This is a genomic window from Rhodoplanes azumiensis (assembly GCF_042682915.1).
In the GTDB taxonomy this organism is placed as follows: Bacteria; Pseudomonadota; Alphaproteobacteria; order Rhizobiales; family Xanthobacteraceae; genus Rhodoplanes; species Rhodoplanes azumiensis.
The window spans coordinates 1-24,677 of the sequence record NZ_JBHUIW010000017.1 but is presented as its reverse complement, the minus strand read 5'-3'; the positions used below and the strand labels follow the sequence as shown (position 1 = coordinate 24,677).

General features: G+C 70.9%; 20 protein-coding genes and 1 pseudogene. 10 read left to right on the top strand and 11 right to left on the bottom strand.

What is annotated here, in order from left to right; genetic code table 11:
* Positions 1-49: 49 nt before the first annotated feature.
* From ACFSOX_RS14775 to ettA, 3 genes are all read right to left on the bottom strand, one after another.
* Positions 50-1,483, bottom strand: coding sequence for a hypothetical protein (locus tag ACFSOX_RS14775; RefSeq protein WP_378478578.1), 1,434 nt, complete (start codon positions 1,481-1,483; stop codon positions 50-52).
* A gap of 134 nt (positions 1,484-1,617) precedes the next feature.
* Positions 1,618-2,136 carry an RT0821/Lpp0805 family surface protein gene (locus ACFSOX_RS14770; RefSeq protein WP_378478577.1) on the bottom strand — a complete coding sequence of 173 codons (519 nt, stop codon included), beginning with the start codon at positions 2,134-2,136 and terminating at the stop codon, positions 1,618-1,620.
* A 176-nt stretch (positions 2,137-2,312) separates the two neighbouring features.
* On the bottom strand, positions 2,313-3,965 hold the full coding sequence (gene ettA / locus ACFSOX_RS14765) for an energy-dependent translational throttle protein EttA (RefSeq protein ID WP_378478576.1): 1,653 nt from the start codon (positions 3,963-3,965) through the stop codon (positions 2,313-2,315).
* Positions 3,966-4,431: 466 nt separating this feature from the next.
* On the opposite strand from ettA, the gene ACFSOX_RS14760 reads away from it, so the two are divergent.
* The 7 genes from ACFSOX_RS14760 to ACFSOX_RS14730 all read left to right on the top strand — a co-directional run bounded on the left by ACFSOX_RS14760 (position 4,432) and on the right by ACFSOX_RS14730 (position 12,274).
* Positions 4,432-4,650, top strand: a complete 219-nt coding sequence (locus ACFSOX_RS14760; protein WP_378478575.1) for a hypothetical protein — start codon at positions 4,432-4,434, stop codon at positions 4,648-4,650.
* 150 nt (positions 4,651-4,800) lie between these two features.
* The gene (locus ACFSOX_RS14755) at positions 4,801-5,760 is read left to right on the top strand and encodes a D-2-hydroxyacid dehydrogenase family protein (protein WP_378478574.1); all 960 of its coding nucleotides are present in this window, start codon (positions 4,801-4,803) and stop codon (positions 5,758-5,760) included.
* A gap of 338 nt (positions 5,761-6,098) precedes the next feature.
* Entirely contained in the window at positions 6,099-7,121 is a 1,023-nt protein-coding gene (locus ACFSOX_RS14750; protein WP_378478573.1) for a caspase family protein, read from the top strand.
* A 151-nt stretch (positions 7,122-7,272) separates the two neighbouring features.
* A complete protein-coding gene (locus ACFSOX_RS14745; RefSeq protein WP_378478572.1) occupies positions 7,273-7,785 on the top strand; it encodes a gluconokinase in 513 nt (170 codons plus the stop codon).
* A gap of 40 nt (positions 7,786-7,825) precedes the next feature.
* A complete protein-coding gene (locus tag ACFSOX_RS14740) occupies positions 7,826-10,132 on the top strand; it encodes a xanthine dehydrogenase family protein molybdopterin-binding subunit (protein ID WP_378478571.1) in 2,307 nt (768 codons plus the stop codon).
* A 311-nt stretch (positions 10,133-10,443) separates the two neighbouring features.
* Positions 10,444-11,610, top strand: a complete 1,167-nt coding sequence (locus ACFSOX_RS14735; protein ID WP_378478570.1) for a mandelate racemase/muconate lactonizing enzyme family protein — start codon at positions 10,444-10,446, stop codon at positions 11,608-11,610.
* A gap of 241 nt (positions 11,611-11,851) precedes the next feature.
* Positions 11,852-12,274 (top strand): DUF6481 family protein, encoded by a 423-nt coding sequence (locus tag ACFSOX_RS14730; protein ID WP_378478569.1) that lies wholly within the window; start codon positions 11,852-11,854, stop codon positions 12,272-12,274.
* Between the two features lie 54 nt (positions 12,275-12,328).
* On the opposite strand, the gene ACFSOX_RS14725 is transcribed toward ACFSOX_RS14730, so the two are convergent.
* A complete protein-coding gene (locus tag ACFSOX_RS14725; protein ID WP_378478664.1) occupies positions 12,329-12,547 on the bottom strand; it encodes a 2-hydroxymuconate tautomerase in 219 nt (72 codons plus the stop codon).
* Positions 12,548-12,595: 48 nt separating this feature from the next.
* Complete coding sequence (locus ACFSOX_RS14720) at positions 12,596-13,495, bottom strand: dipicolinate synthase subunit DpsA (protein ID WP_378478568.1); 900 nt, start codon at positions 13,493-13,495, stop codon at positions 12,596-12,598.
* 203 nt (positions 13,496-13,698) lie between these two features.
* Between ACFSOX_RS14720 and ACFSOX_RS14715 the strand changes: the two genes are divergently transcribed.
* Positions 13,699-15,129, top strand: coding sequence for an amidohydrolase family protein (locus ACFSOX_RS14715; RefSeq protein WP_378478567.1), 1,431 nt, complete (start codon positions 13,699-13,701; stop codon positions 15,127-15,129).
* 15 nt (positions 15,130-15,144) lie between these two features.
* Here the strand turns inward: ACFSOX_RS14715 and ACFSOX_RS14710 are convergent, their stop codons facing one another.
* On the bottom strand, positions 15,145-16,434 hold the full coding sequence (locus tag ACFSOX_RS14710; RefSeq protein WP_378478566.1) for a CobW family GTP-binding protein: 1,290 nt from the start codon (positions 16,432-16,434) through the stop codon (positions 15,145-15,147).
* A 452-nt stretch (positions 16,435-16,886) separates the two neighbouring features.
* Here ACFSOX_RS14710 and ACFSOX_RS14705 point away from each other — a divergent pair, with 452 nt between their 5' ends.
* Positions 16,887-17,198 carry a hypothetical protein gene (locus ACFSOX_RS14705; RefSeq protein WP_378478565.1) on the top strand — a complete coding sequence of 104 codons (312 nt, stop codon included), beginning with the start codon at positions 16,887-16,889 and terminating at the stop codon, positions 17,196-17,198.
* Between the two features lie 135 nt (positions 17,199-17,333).
* On the opposite strand, the gene ACFSOX_RS14700 is transcribed toward ACFSOX_RS14705, so the two are convergent.
* Both ACFSOX_RS14700 and ACFSOX_RS14695 read right to left on the bottom strand, forming a co-directional pair.
* Positions 17,334-17,699 (bottom strand): hypothetical protein, encoded by a 366-nt coding sequence (locus ACFSOX_RS14700; protein ID WP_378478564.1) that lies wholly within the window; start codon positions 17,697-17,699, stop codon positions 17,334-17,336.
* Between the two features lie 146 nt (positions 17,700-17,845).
* Positions 17,846-20,047 (bottom strand): sensor histidine kinase, encoded by a 2,202-nt coding sequence (locus tag ACFSOX_RS14695; RefSeq protein WP_378478563.1) that lies wholly within the window; start codon positions 20,045-20,047, stop codon positions 17,846-17,848.
* 476 nt (positions 20,048-20,523) lie between these two features.
* Between ACFSOX_RS14695 and ACFSOX_RS14690 the strand changes: the two genes are divergently transcribed.
* Positions 20,524-22,308 (top strand): hypothetical protein, encoded by a 1,785-nt coding sequence (locus ACFSOX_RS14690; RefSeq protein ID WP_378478562.1) that lies wholly within the window; start codon positions 20,524-20,526, stop codon positions 22,306-22,308.
* Between the two features lie 40 nt (positions 22,309-22,348).
* On the opposite strand, the gene ACFSOX_RS14685 is transcribed toward ACFSOX_RS14690, so the two are convergent.
* The 3 genes and pseudogenes from ACFSOX_RS14685 to ACFSOX_RS14675 form a co-directional block, all read right to left on the bottom strand.
* Positions 22,349-23,422: a protein-glutamate methylesterase/protein-glutamine glutaminase gene (locus tag ACFSOX_RS14685; protein ID WP_378478561.1), complete on the bottom strand. Its 1,074-nt coding sequence runs from the start codon at positions 23,420-23,422 to the stop codon at positions 22,349-22,351.
* A 3-nt stretch (positions 23,423-23,425) separates the two neighbouring features.
* Complete coding sequence (locus ACFSOX_RS14680) at positions 23,426-24,250, bottom strand: CheR family methyltransferase (RefSeq protein ID WP_378478663.1); 825 nt, start codon at positions 24,248-24,250, stop codon at positions 23,426-23,428.
* 95 nt (positions 24,251-24,345) lie between these two features.
* A pseudogene (locus tag ACFSOX_RS14675) lies at positions 24,346-24,677 on the bottom strand (hypothetical protein); the annotation flags it as partial.

The window sequence follows — 24,677 nt, the reverse complement described above, 5'->3', positions numbered from 1 at the left end:
TCCCGTGCGCGGCGCGCCGTGTCCGGGCACGGCTTCGGCGCCCGGCCCGTCACCCCTTGGCGGCGACCTTGCCGGCGGGCTTGCGCTCGGTGCTGACCGCGACCTCGGCGGCCCGCGCGATCACGGTGGCGAACTCCTCGCCGAGGATTTTGGCGCAGAAGCGGATCGCCGCCTCCATCTGGGCCTTGCGGTAGGGCAGCTCGCCCGGCTCGCAGGCGCGCAGCACGTCGATGATCGAGCGCGAGCCGTTGTCGAGCTGGCTCTGCAGGTCCGAGAGCACCCGCAGCGTGATCTCGTTGAGGGCGAGCTCGCTCGCGTAGTTCTTGCACGCCGCCAGGAAGCCGAGCAGCGCCTCGATCTCGGCGACCTCGCCCTGGTCGATGGCGGCGCCGGCCGGCAGGTGCTTGCCGGGGACGATGCGGATGATGCGGCGGACCCGCCCCGGGATGGTGTCGAGGTCGGACTTCAGCGCGTCGGCGACGCCGGCCCGGATGGCCGCGAGCTGACGCGCCGGGCCGGTGCCGGACGACATGTTGACCTCGCTGCGCAGGCCGCGCACCGCCTCGTGGACGTCCTTCAGGCACTCGATCGCGCGGACCATCTGGCCGCGGCGGAAGTGATGGACGAGCTCGCGCACGGTGCGCTCTGTCTCGGCCAGCACCATGCCGAGCGCCAAGCCGTAGGCGCTTTCGGCGATGCGCTCGGCCTTGTCGGACTGGGCGGCGCGCACCGCCACCCGGACGAGCTGCCAGGGCGCCGGCAGGCGGTTCATGACGAGGATCAGGCCGTAGCGGATCAGCGCCTTGTCGCGCGCGACCGCGGTGTCGATCACGGCGACGATCTGGTCGAGCTGGTCGCCGGCGGCCGAGCGGATGCGCGACGGCAGGCGGCTGCCGATCGCCGAGAGCGTGTCGCGGTTCTTCATGATGGTGAAGAACTCGACGACGTCGGACTGCGCCCGCGCGGTGCCGATCCGGAACGCGATGCGGCGCCGTGCCTTGTCGTCCTTGCCGGCGGCCTGAAGGATGTCGCCGAGCTTGCGCACGACCAGATCCTGGAACGTGCGGGCGGCGAAATCGGCCTTGCCCTGGTCCTTGGCGGCGAGATGCCGGCCGACGTCGGCGACGAAGGTCTTGGCCTCGGCCGGGGCGATCTCGGTGACGATCCAGTCCCACAGCGGGCCGAGGCTCGCCCGCGACACCCGACCGTCAGGCTCGGCGGAGGACTCGTCGTCGGTCACGAACGGCTCGATCGGGGCGAAGAACAGCCGGGACGGATTGATGGCGCGCTCCGGGGCCGGATCGTCCTCGTTCTCGCGCAGCACCTCGCGCAGATGCTCGAGCAGCAGATCGGGCGCCGGCAGATGATCGTGGCCGGCTTGCAGCCCGCGCTCGACCTCGGCCATCAGCATGGCCCGCGCCTCGGGCGACAGCTGACGCAGATACGCGCGCAACTTCTCGGAGGCTTGCTCCTCGCCTGCCATCCACACACCTTGCCGAGCGGAATATCCTGGCTCGGGTATAGGAGCGCGGTCTGAAGAACGCGTTAAACGGAGCGCGGCAGGTGCCGCGATCCGCGAAAAGAAACCGTAACTTGGTACCGGTCGGGGCGCGGCGCTCAGCCGATCGGCGTCCACGAGCCGTCGGGGTTGCGGCAGGCGGTGCCGCGCGCCGTCTGCGGCGTCCCGTCGATGTAGATCGTGTGGGTGAATTGCCGGCAGTTCTGGCCGCCCTGGTCGTAGGCCGGACCCGGCACGATGGTGCCGTAGCGGCCCGAATCGGGGTTGCGCCACGACACCGGTGCGCCGGAGCGGCCGGTCTCCAGCGCCGTCATCTGGGCCTCGTAGGCGCGGCGGCGGTCCTCGTCGTCCATGGCGGCGCCGATGCGGTTGCCGAGCAGGCCGCCGATCGCCGCGCCGGCGAGGCCACCGGCGAGCTTCGAGCCGGTGCCGCCACCCGTGACGGCGGCGCCGAGCGCCGCGCCACCGAGCGCGCCGACCAGCGTGCCGGTCTGCTCGCGCGCACCGACACCGGCCGCCGGATCTCCGGCGCAGCCGGCGAGCGCCAACGCCAGACCCGAGGCCATGAGACCCGAGACCATGACGGCGGCGCGGGCCGCCGATCCGAAGCGCTTCATCGCTATCCCCCACGCACGGCCCGAGGGCCGAACACCACTTGTCCCGACGCCCGGTATGCGGGCAGGAATAGGGCGAAACGAGGGACGGGGACGGCGGTCGGCGCGGCCGATATTGCCGCACCGCTCCCCCTTTCGGCCGCCGGCTCCGCGACGGAGCCGGCCCGGCGGCGCAATCGTCAGCGCGAGAACTTCTTGTACTTGAGGCGGTGCGGCAGGATCGAGTCGGTGCCGAGCCGCCGCATCTTGTCGGCCTCGTAGTCCTGGAAGTTGCCCTCGAACCACTCGACGTGGCTGTCGCCCTCGAAGGCGAGGATGTGGGTCGCGATGCGGTCGAGGAACCAGCGATCGTGGCTGATGATCACGGCGCAGCCGGCGAAGTCCTCCAGCGCCTCCTCGAGCGCGCGGAGCGTGTCGACGTCGAGATCGTTGGTCGGCTCGTCGAGGAGGAGAACGTTGGCGCCCGACTTGAGCATCTTGGCGAGATGCACGCGGTTGCGCTCGCCGCCCGACAGGTTGCCGACCTTCTTCTGCTGGTCGGCGCCCTTGAAGTTGAAGGCGCCGCAATAGGCGCGGCTGTTCACCTCGCGCTTGCCGAGCATCAGGATGTCGAGGCCGTCGGAGAGCTCCTCCCACACGGTCTTCTTGGGATCGAGCGAGTCGCGCGACTGGTCGACATAGCCGAGCTTGACCGAATCGCCGATCACGATCCTGCCCTTGTCGGGCTGCTCCTGGCCCGTGATCATGCGGAACAGCGTCGTCTTGCCGGCGCCGTTCGGGCCGATCACGCCGACGATGCCGCCCGGCGGCAGCTTGAAGGTGAGGTCGTCGATCAGCAGCTTGTCGCCGAACGCCTTGGTGAGCCCTTCGAAGTCGATGACGTTCTGGCCGAGCCGCTCGGCCACCGGGATGACGATCTGGGCCGTGGTCGGCGCCTTGTCGTTGGCCTTGGCGAGCAGCTCCTCGTAGCGTTGGTAGCGCGCCTTGGACTTGGCCTGGCGGGCCTTGGGCGAGGACGCGATCCATTCCTGCTCGCGGGCCAGCGTCTTCTGGCGTGTCTCCTCCTCGCGGCCCTCCTGCTCGAGCCGCTTCTGCTTCTGCTTCAGCCAGGACGAGTAGTTGCCCTCGTAGGGGATGCCGCGGCCGCGATCGAGCTCGAGGATCCAGCCCGTCACGTTGTCGAGGAAGTAGCGGTCGTGGGTGACGATCAGGATGGCGCCCGGGTAGTTGCGCAGGTGCCCTTCCAGCCAGTTCACCGTCTCGGCGTCGAGATGGTTGGTCGGCTCGTCGAGCAGCAAGAGCTCGGGCTGCTCGAGCAGCAGCCGGCACAGCGCGACGCGGCGGCGCTCGCCGCCCGAGAGCTTGTCGACCGCCCAGTCGTCCGGCGGGCAGCCGAGCGCGTCCATGGCCTGCTCGACCTGCGAGTCGAGATCCCACAGGTTCTGATGATCGATCTTGTCCTGGAGCTGTGCGGCCTCCTCCGCCGTGTCGTCGGAGTAGTTCATCATCAGCTCGTTGTAGCGGTCGAGGATCGCCTTCTTGGCGGCGACGCCGAGCATGACGTTCTCGCGCACGGTCAGGGCGGGATCGAGCTGCGGCTCCTGCGGCAGGTAGCCGACCCGGGCGCCCTCGGCCACCCAGCCGTCACCCGTGTACTCCTTGTCGATGCCGGCCATGATGCGCAAGAGCGTCGACTTGCCGGCGCCGTTGACGCCGAGCACGCCGATCTTGGCGTCCGGGTAGAAGGAGAGGTGGATGTTGTCGAGCACCTTGCGGTTGCCCGGATAGGTCTTGGACAGACCCTGCATGTGGTAGATGAACTGCCGGGCCATTGCCGCGCCTCGTCCTCGTCCGGTTGTCGGGATTCGCGCGCTGATGTAGCGACCGCCGCGTCCGAGGGCAAGCTGGGCGCCCGGGCGGTTCGAGACATCTCCACCCCCTCCCCCCGGGCGTCGCGGGCGCCCGTCCGTTCCGTTGCGACGCCCCCTGTGATCCGCCTCACAAACCCCGATCGCCCCGCCGACGACTCATGACGGAGAGCCGATGGAGCGTCCCCGTGTCCGCCCGACCACGCGCAAGCCGTATCGACACTGCCGCCGTCGTATCGCGGACCGGGTGTCTCCGGCTCGCAACGCCCGACTGTAACGAACCGGCAACGCTGCGCGACGAAGTTGCGACAGATCGTGAAAATGAACCGAATTTTAACGATTTCGATCCAGAAAAGGTCATAGAGCGACGCTCAGGATCATCGTCCGCGGCAGAACGCCGGACCTGGATCGCCAACCCACGGAGCGTGTCATGAACGCCTCCAGTGCCCCGAATGCTCCCATCGGCAAGACCCTGCTGGCCGCCTGCCGCTCGATCCTGACCGACCTCTTCACCACCTATCGCCCGGAGCGCCATTACATGCGCGGCCCCGGCCCGAAATGGCGGGCGAAGAACACGATCACCCATATCGTGATCCGGCCCGACCGCTCGATGCGTGGCCGCCCTGCCCGGATTCGCGTTCGCGTCTGAGGACCCTCCCCGACTGGCGCGGCGGCGCCGGCTGCACGGCACCGCCGCTTCGTTCCGAGATCCCGCTCGTCTCCAGCGAAAACCCTTGTCTCCTCTTGCGCCCGCGGGCTAGCTCGCGGTGTCTCGCGACCGACAAGGGAGTTCCGGCCCATGGCCGTCCGCTGCGCCGTCCTCGACGACTATCAGACCGTCGCCCTCTCCACCGCCGACTGGTCGGCGGTCACGGGTGACGTCGACGTTACGGTCTTCGATACACCCTTCCCCACCCCCGACGCCGCCCGGGCGGCACTCCAGCCGTTCGAGATCGTCTGCCTGATGCGCGAGCGGACCCCGTTCCCGCGCGCCATGTTCGCCGGGCTGCCGAACCTGAAGCTCCTGATCACCACGGGCGCGGCCAACCGGGCGATCGACCTGCCGGCGGCGCGCGAGCACGGCGTCACGGTGTGCGGCACCGGCAGCTACGGCAATCCGACCATCGGCATCGTGTTCGGCCTGATCCTCGAGCTGACCCGGCGGATCGGCTTCGAGAACGCCCGCATGAAGGCCGGCGCCCCCCTGCAGGCGACCATCGGCGACGACATCGAGGGCAAGACGCTCGGCATCCTCGGGCTCGGCAAGCTCGGCACCCGGGTCGCCGGCATCGCCCAGGCGTTCCGCATGCCGGTGATCGCCTGGAGCCCCAACCTGACGGCCGAGAAGGCGCAGGCCGGCGGTGCCACGCTGGTGAGCAAGGAGGAGCTGTTCGCCCGCTCCGACATCCTCTCCATCCACGTGCAGCTCTCGGACCGCTCGCGCGGGATGGTCGGCGCGGCCGAACTCGGCCTGATGAAGCCGGACGCGCTGCTGATCAACACGTCGCGCGGCCCGATCGTCGACGAGGCGGCCCTGCTCGCCGCGCTCACGGCCGGCAAGCTCGGCGGCGCCGGGCTCGACGTCTACGACATCGAACCGCTGCCCGTGGACCACCCGTTCCGCCGGCTCGACACGGTCGTCACCACGCCGCATCTCGGCTACGTGACGAAGCAGAACTACGCCATCTACTTCCGCGACATGGTCGAGGACATCCGCGCGTTTCTGGACGGCAAGCCCGTGCGGGTGCTCGGCGGCTGACCCACCGGACCAAAGTACCGTTTTGCTGCAACACAATACTCCCGCCGGCGCGAGCCCCGCTCGGGCCGGCGGAATCGCTTCATTGACAAGATCGTGAACAGCCTTCGTCGATCGGATTAGGGGATTGTACCGAGACACATTTCACTGCCACAATTCTGATGATCCGTTCATCGGCAGCGTATTTTAACCCGATAGAAGAAATTTATACTGTCGCCGACACAACGACAACTTGACATCCCCGCACCGCCTCCGACGCCCCAATCCAGACAAAATTCGGCAAAGCTTGCCTTGCGCTCGGTTTGTCTGTATGTCGCGCTGCGACGGAACGTGGAGGGATCATGCGGACAGTGAAATTCGCCGGGGCGGCAGCGCTCGCCTTCGTGAGCCTGACGCTGGTCTCGGCGGAGGTCATCCGGACCGCGGTCGGGCAGCAGTTCGACAACCGTGGCGAGTCTTCGCGCACCGAGTCTTCGCGCACCGAGGCCACTCGGGTCGCGCTGGCGCCGAGCCGCGGCGATGCGGCCGTCGACCCGCGGCCGGTTCCCGCGCGGATCGATGTCGCGTCGGCGACCGACGCCCCGACCGCGGCCACCGGCCCGCGCCTCGCGCTGGTGATCGGCAACGGCGCCTATCCGGACGGCGAGGCCCCCCTCAAGGCGCCGATCGCCGATGCACGCGCCATCGCCGACGAGCTGCGCGGCAAGGGCTTCGACGTCGAGCTCGGCGAGAACATGAGCAAGCAGGCGATGGAGCGCGCCGTCGAGCGCTTCACGGCCAAGATCACGCCGGGCGCCACGGCGCTCCTCTATTTCAGCGGTCACGGCCTGCAGATCGGCCGCGAGAGCTTCCTGGTGCCGGTCAGCGCCCAGATCTGGCGTCCCGAGGACGTCCGCCGCGACGGCATCGGCCTCGAGCCGGTGGTCGCCGCCATGGACGCCCGCGGCGCCGCCGGCAAGCTGGTGGTGCTCGACGCCGCCCGCAAGAATCCGTTCGAGCGGCGCCTGCGCGGCTTCTCGTCCGGCCTCGCGCCGATCGCCGGCCCCGAGGGCACGCTGGTGCTCTACGCGGTGGCGCCCGGCAAGGTCGCCGACCAGGAGAGCGACGGCCAGAGCGTGTTCGCCCGCGAGCTGATCGCCCAGATGCGCAACACCGGCCAGACCGTCGAGGAGGCGTTCAACCGCACCCGCCTGACCGTCGCCCGCGCGACGGGCGGCGCCCAGGTGCCGGCCGTGTTCTCGGCCATCACCGCACCGTTCTCGTTCGCCGCGTCGAACGTCAAGCCAGCCGACGCCAAGCCGGCCGACGGCAAGGCCGCGGACGAGCCGGACGCGCAGACGCCGGTGCGCCAGAGCGCCCGCTGAGCGCGGACGTCTGACCGCGGACGGCGGCGGCGACGCCGTGCCCCGCGACCGGGCCGAGTTCGACGGCGTGGCCCCCGAGGCCGCGCCGTTTTCGTTTCCGAACGCTTGGCGCCACGCTGTGATCGTCCTCGCGGTCCGAACGGAGGCGGACATGATCGTCGTGCTGATGGGCGTCTCGGGCTCCGGCAAGACCACGATCGGGACGTTGCTGGCCGCACGGCTCGGCTGCGGCTTTTCCGACGCCGACAGCTTTCATCCACCCGCCAATGTCGAGAAGATGCGGGCCGGCATCGCGCTGAGCGACGACGACCGCCGACCCTGGCTCGCGGCGCTGCGCCAGGCGATCGAGGACTGGGAGGCACAAGGGCTCGATCAGGTGCTCGCCTGCTCGGCCCTCAAGCGGGCCTATCGCGACATCCTCGCGCCCCACGGCGACGTCGTCTTCGTGTATCTGAAGGGATCGGCCGATCTGATCGCGCGGCGGCTCGCCGGCCGCACCGGCCACTACATGAACCCGGCCCTGCTCGACAGCCAGTTCGCCACGCTGGAGGAGCCGGCCGACGCCGTCACGGTCGACATCGCGAAGCCGCCCGACGCGATCGTCACGGCGATCCTTGCCGCGCTCGGTCGCACGCCGCAGGGCTTGTCGCACGCGGCGACGTGATCCATTCTCGCCGTCCCGCGGCCCGCCGCCCCCGTTTCCCATGACCGCCGCTCCCGTGCCGCCCCGCAACGCCCTGATCGGCAGCTCCGTGCCGCGGCTGGAGGACGTTCGGCTGGTCACCGGCCGTGGCCGCTATGTCGGCGACGTCGCCGGGCCGGGCCGCCTCGCCGCCGTGGTGGTGCGCAGCCCCGTCGCCCACGGTCTTCTGCACGGCATCGACGCCGACGCGGCGCGCGCGATGCCCGGTGTGCATGCCGTGCTCACGGCCGAGGACGTGATCGCGGCGCACGGCGCGGTGCCAAAAATCCCGCTGCGGCAGGACTCCTCGCCCGACTTCGTTCGCGCCGCCCAGCCCGTGATCGCTCACGCGGTGGTGCGCTATGTCGGCGAGCCGGTGGCGGTCGTGATCGCCGACACCGCGGCGCTCGCCGAAGACGCGGCCGAGCTGGTCGGGCTCGACATCGCCTCGCGACCGGCGGTGGCGAGCATCACGGCCGCGCGCGCCGCCGACCCGCTGCTGTTCGACACGATCCCGGACAACCGCGCCGGCACGCTCTCCGGGCGGCGCGGCGACGCCGACGCGGCCTTCGCACGCGCCGACTACACGCGGCGCGTGACCTTCCGCATCCATCGCCACACCGCGGTGCCGATGGAGCCGCGCGGCCTGCTCGCCGCCTGGGACGCGGCCGCGGGCCTGCTCACCCTGCACGGCGCCGCCAAGGTACCGTTCGCGAACAGACGGATTCTGGCGGGCCAGCTCGGCCTACCCGAGGACGCCGTGCGGCTGGTCGAGGACGATGTCGGCGGCGGCTTCGGGGTGCGGGGCGAGTTCTATCCGGAGGATTTTCTGATCCCGTTCGCGGCCCGCACGCTGGCGCGGCCCGTGCAGTGGATCGAGGACCGGCGCGAGCACTTCCTCGCCACCAATCACGCCCGCGAGATGGAGGCGACCATCGAGATCGCCTGCACGCGCGACGGCACCATCCTGGCGCTGCGCGGCACCGCCGCGGTCGATCTCGGCGCCTATGTGAGGACCACCGGGGCGACGCCGGCCCGCAGCCTCGCCCAGTTCCTTCCAGGCCCCTATCGCATTCCGGACGTCGCGATCGACGTCGACCTGATGCTCACGACCAAGACTCCGATCGGCACCTATCGGGGGCCCGGCCGCTTCGAGCCGGATTTCTTCCGCGAGCGCCTGATCGACATGGCGGCCAAGGATCTCGGGATCGACCGGATCGAGATCCGCCGGAAGAACCTGGTCGGCCGCGACGAGATGCCGTGGCGGCTCCCGACCGTGACGCCGCTCGGGATCGAGAGTGCATGCGACAGCGGCGACTACGCCGCGACCTTCGCGCAGTGCCTCGCCGATTTCGGCTGGACGGAGAAGGCGGGGCTGCAGGGCCGGCTGATCGACGGGCGCTATCACGGCATCGCGACCGGCTGCTACTTCGAGGGCGGCTCGCCGGGGCCGCGCGAGAGCGCCATGCTGCGCCTCGAGCCGGACGGGCGCGTCGTCGTGCATGTCGGCTCCTCGGCGCTCGGCCAAGGGCTCGAGACCGTGATGGCGCAGATCGCCGCCGACGCGCTGGAGCGCCCGCTCGACGCGATCGCCCGCGTCGTCCACGGCTCGACCGACGCGGTGCGCGACGGCTTCGGCTCCTACTCGTCGCGGTCGGTCGTGATGGGCGGCTCGGCCGTGCTCGCCGCCGCGGAAACGCTCAAAGCGTCGATCCGGGCCGTGGCCGCGGCGGCGCTCGGCTGCGCGGCCGAGGACGTGACGCTCGACGATGGTTCGGCGCGCGGCCCCGATGGTCGCGTGGTGGCGCTGACGGATCTCGCCGAAAAGGTGCCGGACGCCGAAGGCACCTTCGCGGCGAATGCACGGGCCTACAGCTACGGCGCGCACGCGGCGCATGTCGCGGTCGATCCGGCGACCGGCGCCGTCGAGGTGCTGGCCTACACGGCCGTGGAGGATGTCGGCCGCGCCATCAACCCGGCGACCCTGCACGGACAGACGGTCGGCGCCATCGTGCAGGGGCTGGGCGGCACGCTCCTGGAAGAGATCGTCTACAACGACGACGGCGAGATCCTCACGGCCTCGCTCGCCGAGTATCTGCTGCCGACGGCGGCCGACGTGCCGCCGATCGCGGCCCGCGCGATCGACATCGTGCCGGCGCCCGGCAATCCGCTCGGTGCCAAGGGCGGCGGCGAGGGCGGCATCATTCCGGTGGGTGGCGTCATCGCCAACGCGGTCGCGAACGCACTGTCGGATTTCGGCATCGAGCCGTGCGCCCTGCCGCTGTCGCCCCGCCGCGTCTGGCAGATGATCCGCGACGCGAAACAGTAATACCAACGGCTCCGGACTTCGATTCGTCATTCCGAGGTGCGCGCGCAGCAGGTGCTCGCGCCGCGAGCCTCGAAGGATGCGACCACCCAAGTCGGCGTTGCCGACTTGGGCTTCAATGGTGTCGATCTCGGGCAAGACCGAGATCCTTGCCGTCGCCCTTCGAGGCCCGGCTTCGCCGGGCACCTCAGGGTGACGGAGAGAGGCAGCCGTCATGGCCGTTGGTACAAGGTCGGCATGCTTTGCATGCCGATCTCGCGCGGCCTATGCTGGCGGTCCCGCCGTCCTCGCCTCCCAACCAGTTCGCGAAGATCATGACCGATTCTCCGATCGCCTCCGTCGACCTCGTGCACATCGCCCTGCCGACGCGGCGCGAGCACAAATGGACCGGCCTCACCGAGCCGATCGGCGGGTATGTGCTGGTCAAGATGACGGACCGCGACGGCGCGACCGGCTGGGGCGAGGCGCCGGCCCTGAAGGACTGGGGCGGCGAGTTCGGTCGCTATTTCGGCGAGAGCCCGGGCACCACCATGGAGGTGATCAGATCCCATCTGGCGCCGGCCGTCGTCGGCGCCGTGCCGGGCGACATCGTCGATCTGCACGCCCGCATGGATCGCATCATCAAGGGCTTTCCCTACGCCAAGGCGGCCGTCGAGTTCGCCGCCTACGACCTCGCCGGCAAGCAGTGCGGCCTCCCCGTTCACCGCCTGCTCGGCGGCGCGGCGCGCAAAGCGATCCCGGTGACGCATTCGATCGGGCTCCTGGGCTTCGAGGAGGCCGAGCGCGAGGTCGCGAAGGTCGTCGAGGAAGGCATCAAGACGATCAAGATCAAGATCGGTGTCGATCCGGATCGCGACGTCGAGATGGTCGAGCGCATTCGGGCCACGGTCGGGCCGAAGACGACCCTGTGCGTCGACGCCAACCAGGGCTATGCGACGCCGGGCGAGGCGATCCGCACGTTCCGCAAGATCGAGCACTGCGAGCTGAAGTACTTCGAGCAGCCGGTCGAGGGCATCGCGCGCCTCGCCGAGGTGGCACGCGCCATCGACGCGCCCGTGATGGCCGACGAGAGCGCCTGGAACGCCCACGACGTGATCCAGATCGTCGAGAAGCGCGCCGCCCAGATCGTGTCGATCTACACGACCAAGCCGGGTGGCCTGTTCAAGGCCATGGAGGTCGCCGCGGTGTGTCGGGCGGCCGGCATCGTCTGCAACGTCAACGGCTCGGTGGAGACCGGCATCGGCAACCTCGCCAACATCCAGCTCGCCGCCGCGGCCCCGGCCGTGACGCTGTCCTGCGTCGTCCCGGTGTCGACGCCGGCCGAGGCGCTCGGCGGCCGGGTCGGCGGCGTCTACTACAAGGACGACCTGATCGCCGCCCCCATGCGGCTCGTCGACGGCGCGATCGTGCTGCCCGAAGGGCCCGGCATGGGCATCCCGGCCGACGAGGCGAAGATCGCCCGCTACACGGTCCGGGCCTGACCGCCCGGCCGGTCCGGGCCTGACCGCCCGGCCGGTCCGGGCCTGACCACCGGCGCCGGTCGGCGCAGGTCGCGCCGGCGGGAGGGAGGGGAAAACCGCGCAACGCACGGTTGGCATGCGTCGGAAGCGTTGATGCGGACGGCCGGGGGGATTATATGAGCGTCTCCCAATCGAGACCTCGACCGGTCGGACCTCGGGCGACGGGCCCGGTCCGGCCTTTGTGCACGACACCGGAGACCGAATGGCTCGCTTCCGCGACACCGACCTGCAGGACCGCAAGAGCAACGCCGACGCGGCCAAGAAGGCCCTGCTGGAGAAATTCAAGACCGCGGTCGCGGATCCGGCGCTCGAGGAGCGCCGAGCGGCGCTCGAGGCCGAGCGGCTCGCCCGCAAGGCGGAGCGTGACGCGATCCGGGCGAAACGCGAGGCCGAGGCGGCCGAGAAGGCGCGGATCGCCGCCGAGGCGGCCGAGAAGGCCCGCATTGAGGCCGAGGCGATCGCCGCCCGCGAGGCCGCCGAACGGGCCGAGCGCGAGGCGCGCGAGGCGGAGGAGCGGGCCGCCGCCGACGCCGCCCTCAAGGCCGAGCAGAAGGCCGCGCGCGACGCCCGCTACGCCGCCCGCAAGGCGGCCAAGAAGGCCCGCCGCAAGGGCGACATGTACTGAACCGGCCGGCGCGCCGCCGCGGCGCGGCCGCATCGACCCGATCGCTGCGTCGAGTCAATCCTTGCGCTCGTCGCCCATCACGCCGGCGAGCGCCCAATCCTCCTTCGGCACCTCGTGGATGATGACGTGGAGGTTGTCGGGCTTCGCCCCGGCATGCGTCACCATGGCGTCCGTGATGGCGCGCACCAGCGCGCGCTTCTGCTCCTTGGTGCGGCCGGTCCACATCTCCACCGTGACGACGGGCATGCTGGTCCTCTCTGGGGGCTTGGCGATTGTGCGTGCGGGACGAAGGACGGCACGGCGACGCGCGACACGCGTCGCTCAGTGTTCGTCCTGGATGATCTTCTCGATGCGCGCGCGGATGCCGCGCCACTGGCTGGCGCCGACCGTGACGGGCGCCCGGCTCCCCAGGCCCCGCCCCCAGATCGCCTTGCGGCCGAGCCGCTTCGCCGTCTCGAAGTCGACGCCTCCCGGGGGCGCCGCGAGATCGACGATCAGGGCGTGGTCGGGCAGCATGCCGATGACGTTGGCGCCGACGACGCGCGACGGCACCGTGGAGAACACGAGATCGAGCCGCGGCGCGAGCTCCGGCAGCGCCTCGAGCCCGTGCGCCGTCGCCCCGGCCACGAAGGCGGCGGCGCGCTGCTCGGGATTGCGGGCGACCACGTGGGTGCGGGCGCCGAGCGCCACCAGGTAGCGGGCCAGCACCGTGCCGATCGTCCCCTGCCCGACCACGCAGGCCTCGGAGTTGTGGATCGTCGTGTCGGTGTTCTCGATGACGATCTTCAGAAGGCCTTCGATGATGGCGGGCGTGCGCTCCAGCATCAAAGCGCGATCCCATTCGTACTCGTGCAGGCCGATCGCCAGCGCGTCGGCATGCGCCTTCAGGTTGGCGTCCGCCCAGCCGAGCACGATGTGGGCACGCGGCGCCATGCCGGCCAGCATGGCCCGGTCCGGGATGATGGGCGCTGCCGCCGCCGGCGCGAACAGGGCACCGCTCGGCGCGATGCCGGGAATCGGGAACAGTGCGAACTTGGCGCCGCGCAGCACCGCGGCGGGATCGTCGAGCCGCTTCACGCCAGGAATGCCGCCCGCCGGCCAGGGAAAACCGTGCGCCCGGACCTCGGCACCGGTCGCGGCGGCGAGCCGGGCGATCTCCTGCTCGCGGCGGTCGCCGCCGAGCATGCCGATGACGAGCTTCGACCAGTCGATGATGGCCACGGCGATCCTTCCGATGCGACGGGTCGCACGTTAGAGCCGGAACCGGGGGCGCCGCAACCCGGAACCATCGCGGCGCGGCGACGGTCGGAACGCGGCGGCATCCGGCGCGGCGGCGTTGGCCCCGTCCTTGCGTCCGGATAAGCTCACCGGCCCGCCGCTGCGTCACCGCCCGCCGTCGTCGTGCTCCGAAGAAGGTTCCGCCCGTGCGCACGCTGATCGAGAATCTCGAATTCGTCCTCACCGTCGACAAGGCCGACACGGTGCTGTCCGGCGCCTCCGTGGTGATCGACGGCGAGCGCATCGCCGACGTCGGCCCGGCCGCGATCATCGCGTCACGGTACGGGCGCGAAACCTTCGATCGCATCGTCGACGGCTCGCGCTACGGCATGACGCCCGGCTTCGTCGACTCGCACGTGCATCTCTCGGAGACCCTGTCGCGCGCCGTGTTCCCGGATTGCCTCGCGACCCGCGCCTGGGTGTTCCACTGGGCGAAGCCGTTCTATGCGAGCGTGACGGGCGAGGACGAGGTGTGCGGCGCGACGCTCGGCATGGCCGAGATGCTCCGCTGCGGCACCACCTGCTTCCTCGACATGGGCGCCCAGAACGACGTCGCGGGCGTCGTCGCCGCGATCGACAGGATCGGCATGCGCGGCATCACGGGCCGCCACGCCGCCGACGTGCGGCCCGACGTGATTCCGCCGGGCTGGACCGAGGAGATGATGGCGCATCATTTCTTCCCCGACCACAAGACCGCGCTCGCCGCGCTGGAGCGGACCGTGAAGGACTTCGACGGCGCCGGCGGCGGCCGGGTGCGGGTGTGGTGCAACATCGAGGGCAAGGAACCGTGCAGCCTCGCGCTGCATGTCGGCGCCCGTGCGCTCGCGGAGAAGCTCGGCGTCGGCACAACCTATCACCTCGCGACCTCGATCGAGGAGGCGCATGTGTGCGAGCGCAAGCACGGCCACTGGCCGATCTCGCGCATCGCCAGGCACGGCGGCCTCGCCTCCAATCTCGTCATCGCGCATTGCGTCGCCGTCAAGGACGAAGAGGTCGGCCTGATGGCCGACGCCGGCACCAAGGTGGCGTTCTGCCCGGCGACCGCCGTGAAGCTCGCCAAGGGCGCGACCCGCATCGGCAAGTATCCCGAGATGATGGACGCCGGCATGGATGTCGGGCTCGGCACCGACGGCGTCTCGGCCGGCGGCACCATGAACCTGATGCGCCAGCTCTACATGGTGGCCGGCATGTTCAAGGACAGCCGGATGGACTCGACGCTGGTCGGCGCCCGCAAGGCGATGCGCATGGCGACCATCGAGGGCGCCCAGGCGCTCGGCCTCGCCGACGAGATCGGCTCGATCGAAAACGGCAAGCGCGCCGACTTCGTGCTGTTCGATCTCGATCACTTCGAATGGGTGCCCTACGGCGACCCGCTGCAGGCGGTCGTCTACTCGTCGAGCCCGGCCTCGATCGCCCAGACCTGGGTGAACGGTCGCGCCCTCTACGCCAACGGCTGCGTCGCGACCGTCGACGAGAAAGCTCTGCATGTCGAGGCCCGCCGCCGCGCTGCCGACGTCGTCCGCCGCGCCGGACTGGTGATGGGCGCGACCCCGGTGACGACGACGACGTATGATTGAGGACGAGCGAAGCGTTCAGCCAGCGCCGGCGGCCACCACCCGTTCGAACGAGCGCTCGACGGCGCCGCGGGACAGATCCCGGGTGATGAAGACGAGCTTCGACGCGCGGTCGGCGTCCGGCCAGGCGGCGAGCTCCTGCGGCGGATAGAGCACGTGCTGCACGCCGTGCACGACGACCGGCTTGTCACGCCCGCGCACGTTCACGATCCCTTTCAGTCGGAGGATCTGCTCGCCACGCGCGGTCAGCAGAAGCTCGAGCCAGCGCGTCAGCACGTCCCAGTCGAGCGGCGCGTCGGCGATGAGGCAGAACGTCGCGACGCGGTCGCCGTGGCGCTGCGGGTCGTGATGATGGAGGTGGTGTCCGGCGTGATCATGTTCGCCGTGATCATGTTCGCCGTGATCATGTTCGCCGTGCGCGTGATCACCGTGATCACCGTCACCATGGGCATGATCGCCATCGGCATGATCAGCATGGGCCTGATCAGCACGACGACGGTCGTCGCGACGATGATCGTCGCGACGGTGATCGTGAGGCGGGTCGTGCGCCGCCTCGGCGGCCAGCCACGCCGCGACGTCCGCGCCGGCGCCGACGCCGATGGAGAACGTCTCGCCCTCGAACAGATCCGCCGGCGACGGCGCGACCGCCAGCGACGCCTCGAAGCGGCGCGCGCCCGGATTGAGCGCGGCGAGCCGCGCGGCCAAGCGGTCCCGGGTCGCGGCGTCCGCCAGATCCGTCTTGGTGGTCACCAGCCGGTCGGCCATCGCGGCCTGCTTCAGGGCCTCGGGATGGGTCGCGAGCGTCCCCTCCCCGAGCGTCGCGTCGACCGTGGCGACGAGGCCGGCGAGGCGCAGATGCGGGGTCAGCCGCGCGTCCGTCATCAGCGTGTGGACGATCGGCGCGGGATCGGCGAGCCCGGTGGTCTCCACGACGATGCGCCGGAACGCCGGCAGGTCGCCTTCGGCGCGGCGCGCCGCGAGATCGGCGAGCGTCTCGACCAGCTCGTTCCTCACCGCACAGCACAGGCAGCCGGACTCGAGCAGGACGACGTCGTCCTCCAGCCGGCGCACCAGCAGGTGGTCGATGCCGACCTCGCCGAGCTCGTTGATCAGCACCGCCGTGTGGCCCATGCCGGGATCGGCGAGCAGGCGCGCCAGCAGCGTCGTCTTGCCGCTGCCGAGAAAGCCGGTGAGGACATGCACGGGCAGCATGGAGTTCGGCTCCCGGCTCGGATTCGGGATCGGATTCGGGATCGGGTTCGGCATCGGATCGGAGCGATCGTGGACCGGGACGGGACCGGAGGACACGCGGGACACATCCTTCGGGACAGGGCGGCGACCGTCGATACACCCGGGCGGAGGTGCGACCAAGCGGCCGTGGACGACGCGGGCCGCACGCCGAGCGTCGCTTGACGCAAATTCTCGAATCGCGCGCTCATCCAAGGTAACATGCGTCGGGTGCCGGACCGCAGGCCGGCGGCGCCTCGCAGCACGTTCCGGAAGCCGCGACGCGGCGCACGGCGATTTGGATTGGATTCGTCCTTGGATTCGATGTGTCCACGAGGACATCGATTTTGGGGGACATCGATTTGGATCGGGAGGTGAGCCGATCGGGGCAGCGGTCGCACTCGGGCACCAACTGGGTCACGGGGCGGCGCGGCTGCGATCGTCGGACCACCCTCCGGAAGTGTTTTCCGCCGTCTTGTCGTTCGCGGCCTCGGCCGCCCGGATTTGAAACGCCGTATCAGGAGCTTTCGATCATGTCCGATCCCTCGCCCGTGAAGCCGACGATCACCCCGGTGGAGACGCCGGTCGCGCCCGCCGAGCCGCCCATCGTCGCGCCGCGCACCAGCGAAGCCTCGCCGCCGCCCCCGCCGCCCCGCCGCGAGCCGCCGACCACCATCGTCGACAAGGCGATCCAGGTCACCCAGGCCTACGCCCAATATGTCTGGGCGGACGTCAAGGTTCTGTTCACCGAGATCAAGCCGGCCTTCGTCAAGTTCGGCATCAAGCAGCGGAACTTCCTGATCGGGCTGGTGATCGTCATCCTGCTTCTGCTCTGGCTGTTCTGAGCCGGCCGGCATCGCCACCGGCCGAGGCAGCCCCGATCGCCGCGACGCACCGGACGCTCGCCGTCCGGTGGCGGAGTGGTTCGTGGTCGGCAGCAGAGGATCGGAGCGGCCGGGCAGCAGTGCGGCCGAGCGGCGTCAGCGGCGCCTGAATCCGTCGCGGATCGTGTCCATGCGATCGGTGCCGGTTCCGCCGAAGCGCGCCGGCGGCTGATCGAAGAGATCGCAGGTGACGCGCCCGGAGGGAACGATCCACCCGGTGTCGTTGTCGAAGACGTATTGCGGGCAGCGGCCGTCATGACCGGGCCCGAGCCGGATCGCGCCGACATGGCTGACGTCGCGCTCGACGGGCGGCACGGAGATAAGCCGGCGGAGCGGACGGTCGAAGGTCTGCTCGATCATCAGGGTGGCGACGACCATGGCGAGGAAGGCGCCGCTGATCAGCGCGACCCGGCGGCCCTGGAGGGGCCGGCGCACCGCGGAACGTGGGAGATGGTTCTGCATCGCGGCAACACCCGAGTGACAACCGGACGAGCATGCGCTTCCGGTGTCAACGCGGGGTTAACCGCCGCCGCGACTCGTGGCCGCGGTGGACCGTGCGGGTCGGCCGCCGCCCGCGAGGGTCGACCGCGCGTCCTTGGACGTCGCGCTCACTCGTCGCGCAGCAGCGGCAGCCAGAACTTGAAGACGGTGCCACCGCCCGGATTGGGCTCGGCGGATATCCGACCGTGATGCGCCTCGATGATGTTGCGGCACACCGAGAGGCCGATGCCCATGCCCTGCGCCTTGGTGGAGACGAAGGGCATGAACAGCCGGTCGGCGATCTCGGGAGCGAGGCCGCTGCCGGTGTCGGCGATGCTCAGCACCATCCGGTCCCGCGCGGCGACGAGCCGGATCGCCAGCTCCTTGCGCTCGCTCGTCTCCATCGCCTCGACCGCGTTGCGCACGAGGTTGAACACGACCTGCTGGATCTGCACCTTGTTGACGAGAATCTCGCCTGGCGCCTCGACGTCGAGCCGGACCACCACGTCCTTGTGGCGCGCCGCCGCGAGCGCCAGCGTGCAGGACTCGCGCATCAGGCCGGCGGCGCTCACCACCCGAAGCTCGTTCTCGCCCTTGCGGACGAACTCGCGGAGCTGGCGGATGATCTCGCCGGCGCGCAGCGCCTGCTCGCTGGTCGACCGCAGCAGCTCGCCGAGCTTTTCGCGGCGCCCCTCTTCGAGGGGGCCGGCGCCGACCAGCTTCTGGCAGGCCCCGATATAGACGGCGACGGCGGTGAGCGGCTGATTCAGCTCGTGGGCGAGCGCGGCCGCCATCTGACCCATGTCGGAGACGCGCGACAGATGCAGGAGCTCGGCCTGGAGGGTGCGGCGCTCCTCCTCGGCCCGGCGTTCCTGGTCGATGTCGACGATCATCTGAACGGCGCCGGAGACCTCGCCGGCCTCGTCGCGGAACGGTAGCGCGGCGACCCGGGTCCAGGTCGCCGGCTGGGTCTCGTCGCCGCGGAAGAACAATTCGACACCCGGCCACACCGGATCGCCGCGCAGCGCCCGCGCGGACGGGAACGCCTCGGGCGGAATCCGCCGGCCGTTGGCGTCCCAGCCCTCCCACAGCTCCTGCCGGAGCTCGTCGCGGGACGGCACCAGCTGCGGCACGAAACGCCGATAGTTGGCGTTGCCGACGATGATCCGGCCATCACGATCGACGAGGCCGACGCCGACCGGGAGCACGTCCAGGATGGCGGCGATGCGGCTTTCGTTCTCGCGCAGCGACCGCTCGCGCGCCGCGATGGTGCGGGCCGCCGTGTCGAGGGCGAACAGCGCGTGATCGACCTCGGGCACGCCGGTGGTGCGGACATCGGGCGGCTCGCCCCGCTCCAGCCGCACGACGCCGGCCTCCAGCGCGGCGATCGGCCGGGTGATCCGACGCGCCGCGAAGCCGGCGAGCAGCATGCTCATCAGCGCCACGACCGCCGTCAGCAACGCCGCCGTGACCATGGTGCGGCGGATCGGCGCCTCGAACAGAACCCGCTCGGTGGCGACGCCGACGGCCCACCCCAGGGACGACGGCGACGTCGCCGTGATCAGCGGCCGCCCCTCGACGCTGTCGACCTCGGCCATGCCGTCGGCGTGCTTGACCGCGCGCCAGCCCGCCGAGGCCGGCCGGCCGACCCACCGTTCGTGATCGAGCGAACGCGCGACGAAGTTTCCGTCACGATCGATGATGGCGGCGATCCATCCCTGCGGCATCTGCCGGGTGTTGAGCAATTCCCGGAACGTGTCGGCGAGCACGCCGATGACCAGATAGAACGCCGGCCGGCCGCCGCGCAGCACCGGCACGCCGGCACCGACCACCGGGCCGCCGGCGACCGGCCCCTTCACCACGTCGGTGATCTCGACGCGCTTTTCGGCGAAGGCCCGGCGCGCTCCGACCATGACGCTCTCGGGGACGCGCGGCAGCGGATCGCCCGGCGGCAGGAGCGTATTCATCACCTGTTGCCCGTCCGGAGAGATCAGCGTCACCCAGGCGCCGGGGAGGCCGATCATGGCGCGCTCCGCCTCGCCCCGGAAGGCGTCGAGGTCGCCGCTCTGGAGAGCGGGCGATTCGCCGAGCGCCTGCCCCACCGCGACGTAGTTGCCGAGCTGCGCCTCGACGGCGCTGAGGACCGAATGGGCCGCATAGAGGAGCGCCTGGGTGTTGTTGTCGCGCTCGCGCTCGGCCAGCCTCCAGACGATGTCGACCGACAGCAGCACCATCGGGATCGCCGCCATCAGCACGATCAGCACGAGACGCTGGCGGATCGACAGGCCGGACGGAGCGAAGCCGCCGCCGGCGGGCGTCGGCCCGGCCACGGGGCCCGGGGACGGGTGCGGAGGGTGCGGAGACGACGCCCTCGGCGTCCATCCGATGTTCATGAAGGCTCCTCGAAAACAAACTCAATATAGAAAGGCGAAAACCTCGAAGCTTCGGTAAAACCACGCAGATCTGCTACGACCGAACAGCCGCCCACGGCACCCCGACGGCGTCCCCGAACGTTCGACACCGAACAAACGTGGCTTTACTGAAGCACCTTCGTTCGACACCTCGCCGCGATCAGGGATCGCCCGCCCACGCTCCCCGATGCACCCGACGGCGGACCGAATGGCCGCGCCGTCGCACCAAAGTTGTGCGAAGAGCCGCCGCGCGCCGACCGCATGCACGGACGCGCCGCCTCAACCGGACCTTAACCCGAACTCACCATGGTGGGGGCGCCTTCGTCGCCGGCGGCGCGGCGGCGGTTCCCTGTCCGGCCTCGATCGCGGCCGCCGCCGAGTCTGCGGGACCGACCTTGCGTGACATCATCCTCGCCACTGCCAAGGCACTCGGCGCTGCCGCCGGCGTGGCGGAGGAGACGTTTCTCGACACCGGGCGCCGGCTGGGCGACGCGGTCGAACTTCTCGAGCATCTCGTCGAGCGGTTCGGCAGTCTGCAGGGCGAGCTCGACGGCGACGCCTTCCGGCGCGCCACCGGCAGCCTGTCGGCCGTCGCGGCGCGGGCCGCCGCCCTCGGCGGCGACCGTCGCGACGAGCACGCCGCCCTCGACGAACTGATCGGCGTCACCGGCCGGCTGCGCCGACGCATCGACGAGATCGCGAAAGAGATCCGCACCATCGACGTGCTGACCATCAATGCCCGGATCACCGCGTCGGGCATCGGGTCGGCGGGCGCCGAGTTCCTCGACTACATCGGCGGCATCGGCCGCTCGCTCGCCGTCACCACCACCAATCTGCAGAAGTTCCGCGCCGAGCTCGCCGAGGTCGCGGCCCATCTCGGCTCCGCCTCGAAGGGCGAGGCGGAGTTCTCGGCCCGCCACGCCGAGACGATCGCCCAGGTGCCGCGCCGGCTCGAGGCGAGCATCGCGCTGATCACCGACCGGTCACGCTGCGCCGCCGGCGCCGCCGCCGAGGTCGGCATCCGGTCGCGGCGGCTCGCCGACGGGGTCGGGCGGGTCGTCATGGCTCTGCAATGCGGCGACGCCATCCGCCAGCGCATCGAGCACGTCGTCGCCACCGCCGATCTCCTCGTCCGGATCGGCGACGCCGACGGCCGCAGCGGCCCCTACGCCGACCTCGATCCCGACACCAGGCGCGCCCTCGTCGGCCAGGGCTGCGCCCTGCAGGCGGCGCAGCTCGCCGACGCGGCCGACCAGCTCGCCGGCGAGATCGCGGCCGTGCACCGCTCGCTCGCCCGCCTCGGCGACGATGCGCGCGAGGTCGTCCGGATCGGCCGCGACGTCTACGGCTCGGCGAGCCGAGGCGACGAATCATTCCTGAGCGAGCTCGAAACGGACGTGTCGCGCACCCGGCTGCTGTTCGAGAACGTCCGCACGGCTCGCGACACCGCCGACGGCATCATGGCGCAGGTGCTGCGCATCGCCGAGCGGCTGGTCGGCCATATCGGCACGGTGCGGGCCGTCGAGGCGGACATCCGCATCATGGGCGTCAACGCCACCCTCAAGAGCAGCCGGCTCGGCTCCGTCGGGCGGCCGCTCGCGGTCGTCGCCGACGAGCTCACCCGATCGTCGGCCCGCACCGCGGCCGAAGCCGTGGCGGCCGGACGCGACGTGCGCACCATCGTCGACACGACCGAGGCGCTGGCCGGCGCGCGGCAAGCCGCTCGCCGCGCCGAGATCACCGGCGTGATCGACGACATCGGCGCCGCGATCGGCTGCCTGCACGGCGTCGGCGCGACGCTCGCGGAGGCGCTGTCCTCGCTCGGACGCGACGGAACGACCGTGGTCGACCTCCTCGCCGACACGGCGGCCGGGCTCGCCCGCGCCGAGACGATCGAGACGGCGCTGCGTGACGCCGCCGCGCGGCTCGCCGCCGCGGCGGCCGGCGCCGGACCGATGCCGCAAGGCGCCGCCGCCGACGCCATGCTGGCCGACATCGCGAGCCGATACACGATGGCGCGCGAGCGCGAGGTCCACGCCCGGACCGCGTCCGCCCCCCGGCGCGCCGGCGGGCTGCCGCTCCATGCCGTCGCTCCGCCGCTCGCCGCGGCGGCGACCCCGACGCCGGTGCAGTTGGTCGCGCCGGCCGCCGAGTCGAGCGTCGACGACTTCCTGTTCTGATCACGACCTTTCGAAGGTCGTCGGGGCCGATCCGGACCGCTCAGCCACCGGCGCGAAGAATCTCGGCCGGCAGCCGGTCGAGCGGCAACACGCGGTCGGCGGCGCCGAGCGCGATCGCCTCCTTGGGCATGCCGAACACCACCGAGGTGGCTTCGTCCTGGGCGACCGTGTGGGCGCCGGCCTGCTTCATCTCCAGGAGCCCGCGGGCACCGTCGTCACCCATGCCGGTCATGATGATGCCGACCGCGTTCGCCCCGGCATAGCGCGCGGCCGAGCGGAACAGCACGTCGACCGACGGGCGGTGACGGGAGACGAGCGGCCCGTCCTTGATGCCGACGTAATAGCGCGCGCCGCTACGCTGGAGCATCATGTGCCGGTCGCCCGGCGCGATCAGCACGCGGCCGCGCAGCGCCGTGTCGCCGTCGGCCGCCTCCTTCACCTCGACGGCGCACAGGCCGTCGAGCCGCCGCGCGAAGGCGGCCGTGAACATCTCCGGCATGTGCTGGACGATCAGGATCGGCGGGCAGTCGGCCGGCAGCACCTCGAGCACGGCACGCAACGATTCGGTGCCGCCGGTCGAAGCGCCGATGCACACCACGGTCTCCGTGGTGCGCGCCATCGCCTGGCTGGCGCGCGGCGGCGCAAGCATCACGTCGGCGGTCAGCTTCTTCTGCACCGTGAGCGCCGACCGTCGCGGCAGGCAGTGCAGGCGTGCCCGCGCCGCCCCCTTGACGGCGTCGCAGATGCGCAGCCGTGACTCGATCAGGAACTGGGTGACGCCCATGCGGGGCTTCTGGATGACGTCGACGGCACCGGCCTCCAGCGCCTGGACCAGCGTCTCCGATCCCGCCTCGGTGAGCGACGAGCACATCACCACGGGCACCGGGCGCTGGCTCATCAGCTTGCGCAGGAACGTGATGCCGTCCATGCGCGGCATCTCGACGTCGAGCGTGATCACGTCCGGCACCTCGGACTGGATGCGCTTCGCCGCGACGAACGGATCGGACGCCGTGCCGATCACCTCGATGTCCGGATCCTCGGCCAGGATGCCGGCCAGCGTCTGCCGCACCGAGGCGGAGTCGTCGACGACGAGAACCCGGATCGGCGCCGCCATGGCTCAGCTCCGTCGGTAGACGGCCGTGCCGGCCGGCCGCACGGGGAGGTCGAAGCCCGACAGTGTCTCGGAATGGCCGAGGAACAGCCAGCCGCCCGGCCGCAGGTGGTCACAGAGCCGGCGCAGCACCGCGAGCTGGGTCGGCTTGTCGAAATAGATGAGGACGTTGCGGCAGAACACGATGTCGAGATCGCGCTCCATCGCGTAGCTCGCGTCCATCAGGTTGAGGCGGCCGAACTGCACCATGGCGCGCAGCTCCGGCACCATCCGCACGAGCCGCGACGATCGGTCCTTCGCCCGCATCACGTAGCGGGTGCGCATCTCGGCCGGGACCGGCACCACCATCTCCTCCGGGAAGATGCCGCCCTGCGCGGTGCCGAGAACCTCGGTGCAGATGTCGGTCGCGTAGACGATGCTGGACAGCTCGGGCGTGCGGCGCTGCTGCTCGGCGAGCACCATGGCGATCGTGTAGGCCTCGGCACCGGTCGAGGCGGCGGCGCTCCACACCTTGACGGGCGAACGAACCGAGATCCGCCGCTCGGCGGCGATCTGCGGCAGGACGCTCTCCGACAGAATCCGGAAATGCTCCGGCTCGCGGAAGAACTCGGTCTTGTTGGTGGTCACCACGTCGATCAGATGGATCTCCTCGGCGGCGAGTCCCTGATCGTCGAAGAGATACTTGCAGTACTCGTCGAGGCTGCGCATGCCGAGGGCGCGGACGCGCTTGCGCAGCCGCCCCTCGATCATGGTCGACTTCGACGGCGGCACCTTGATGCCGCTGTAGTCGTGGATGAAGGCGGCGAGACGCTGGAAGTCCCGCGCGCCCAGCCGATCATGGCCGTCGACCCAGCTCGGCTCGGCGGTCCCGGTGTCGGCGTCGGCGGACGCCCTCGAGAGTGCTCGGCTCACGGCTCCGGCCCGCTTCAGCTCGCCCGCTCGAACTGCGCGTCGTGCGCGTCCGGCCCGCCCGACGAGAGGTCGAGCTTGTAGCCGCCGCGCGTCTGGGTCGTCGTCCGAGTCTTGGCCTGCGGCTGGGCGTAGGCGGCGCGCACCTGATCGACGAGCTTGTTGGCGCCGCCCGCGGCCGGCCGGCCGGCGCGCTCGCCGGGCTCGCTGGCGGCGGCCTTGGCCGGTGCCTTGCCGACCGGCGACCGCCCGGCCGCCGGTCGGCGCACGGCGGCCGCCGCCGTCGCACTCTCCTCGGTGCGGAAATAGGCGATGCTGGCCTGCAGCTGCTCGGCCTGCGCGGCGAGCT

Bases quoted from the DNA above. Each gene is read 5' to 3' on its own strand.
- ACFSOX_RS14775 (WP_378478578.1), bottom strand. From the start codon at position 1,483: ATGGCAGGCGAGGAGCAAGCCTCCGAGAAGTTGCGCGCGTATCTGCGT.
- ACFSOX_RS14770 (WP_378478577.1), bottom strand. From the start codon at position 2,136: ATGAAGCGCTTCGGATCGGCGGCCCGCGCCGCCGTCATGGTCTCGGGT.
- ettA (WP_378478576.1), bottom strand. From the start codon at position 3,965: ATGGCCCGGCAGTTCATCTACCACATGCAGGGTCTGTCCAAGACCTAT.
- ACFSOX_RS14760 (WP_378478575.1), top strand. From the start codon at position 4,432: ATGAACGCCTCCAGTGCCCCGAATGCTCCCATCGGCAAGACCCTGCTG.
- ACFSOX_RS14755 (WP_378478574.1), top strand. From the start codon at position 4,801: ATGGCCGTCCGCTGCGCCGTCCTCGACGACTATCAGACCGTCGCCCTC.
- ACFSOX_RS14750 (WP_378478573.1), top strand. From the start codon at position 6,099: ATGCGGACAGTGAAATTCGCCGGGGCGGCAGCGCTCGCCTTCGTGAGC.
- ACFSOX_RS14745 (WP_378478572.1), top strand. From the start codon at position 7,273: ATGATCGTCGTGCTGATGGGCGTCTCGGGCTCCGGCAAGACCACGATC.
- ACFSOX_RS14740 (WP_378478571.1), top strand. From the start codon at position 7,826: ATGACCGCCGCTCCCGTGCCGCCCCGCAACGCCCTGATCGGCAGCTCC.
- ACFSOX_RS14735 (WP_378478570.1), top strand. From the start codon at position 10,444: ATGACCGATTCTCCGATCGCCTCCGTCGACCTCGTGCACATCGCCCTG.
- ACFSOX_RS14730 (WP_378478569.1), top strand. From the start codon at position 11,852: ATGGCTCGCTTCCGCGACACCGACCTGCAGGACCGCAAGAGCAACGCC.
- ACFSOX_RS14705 (WP_378478565.1), top strand. From the start codon at position 16,887: ATGTCCGATCCCTCGCCCGTGAAGCCGACGATCACCCCGGTGGAGACG.
- ACFSOX_RS14700 (WP_378478564.1), bottom strand. From the start codon at position 17,699: ATGCAGAACCATCTCCCACGTTCCGCGGTGCGCCGGCCCCTCCAGGGC.
- ACFSOX_RS14685 (WP_378478561.1), bottom strand. From the start codon at position 23,422: ATGGCGGCGCCGATCCGGGTTCTCGTCGTCGACGACTCCGCCTCGGTG.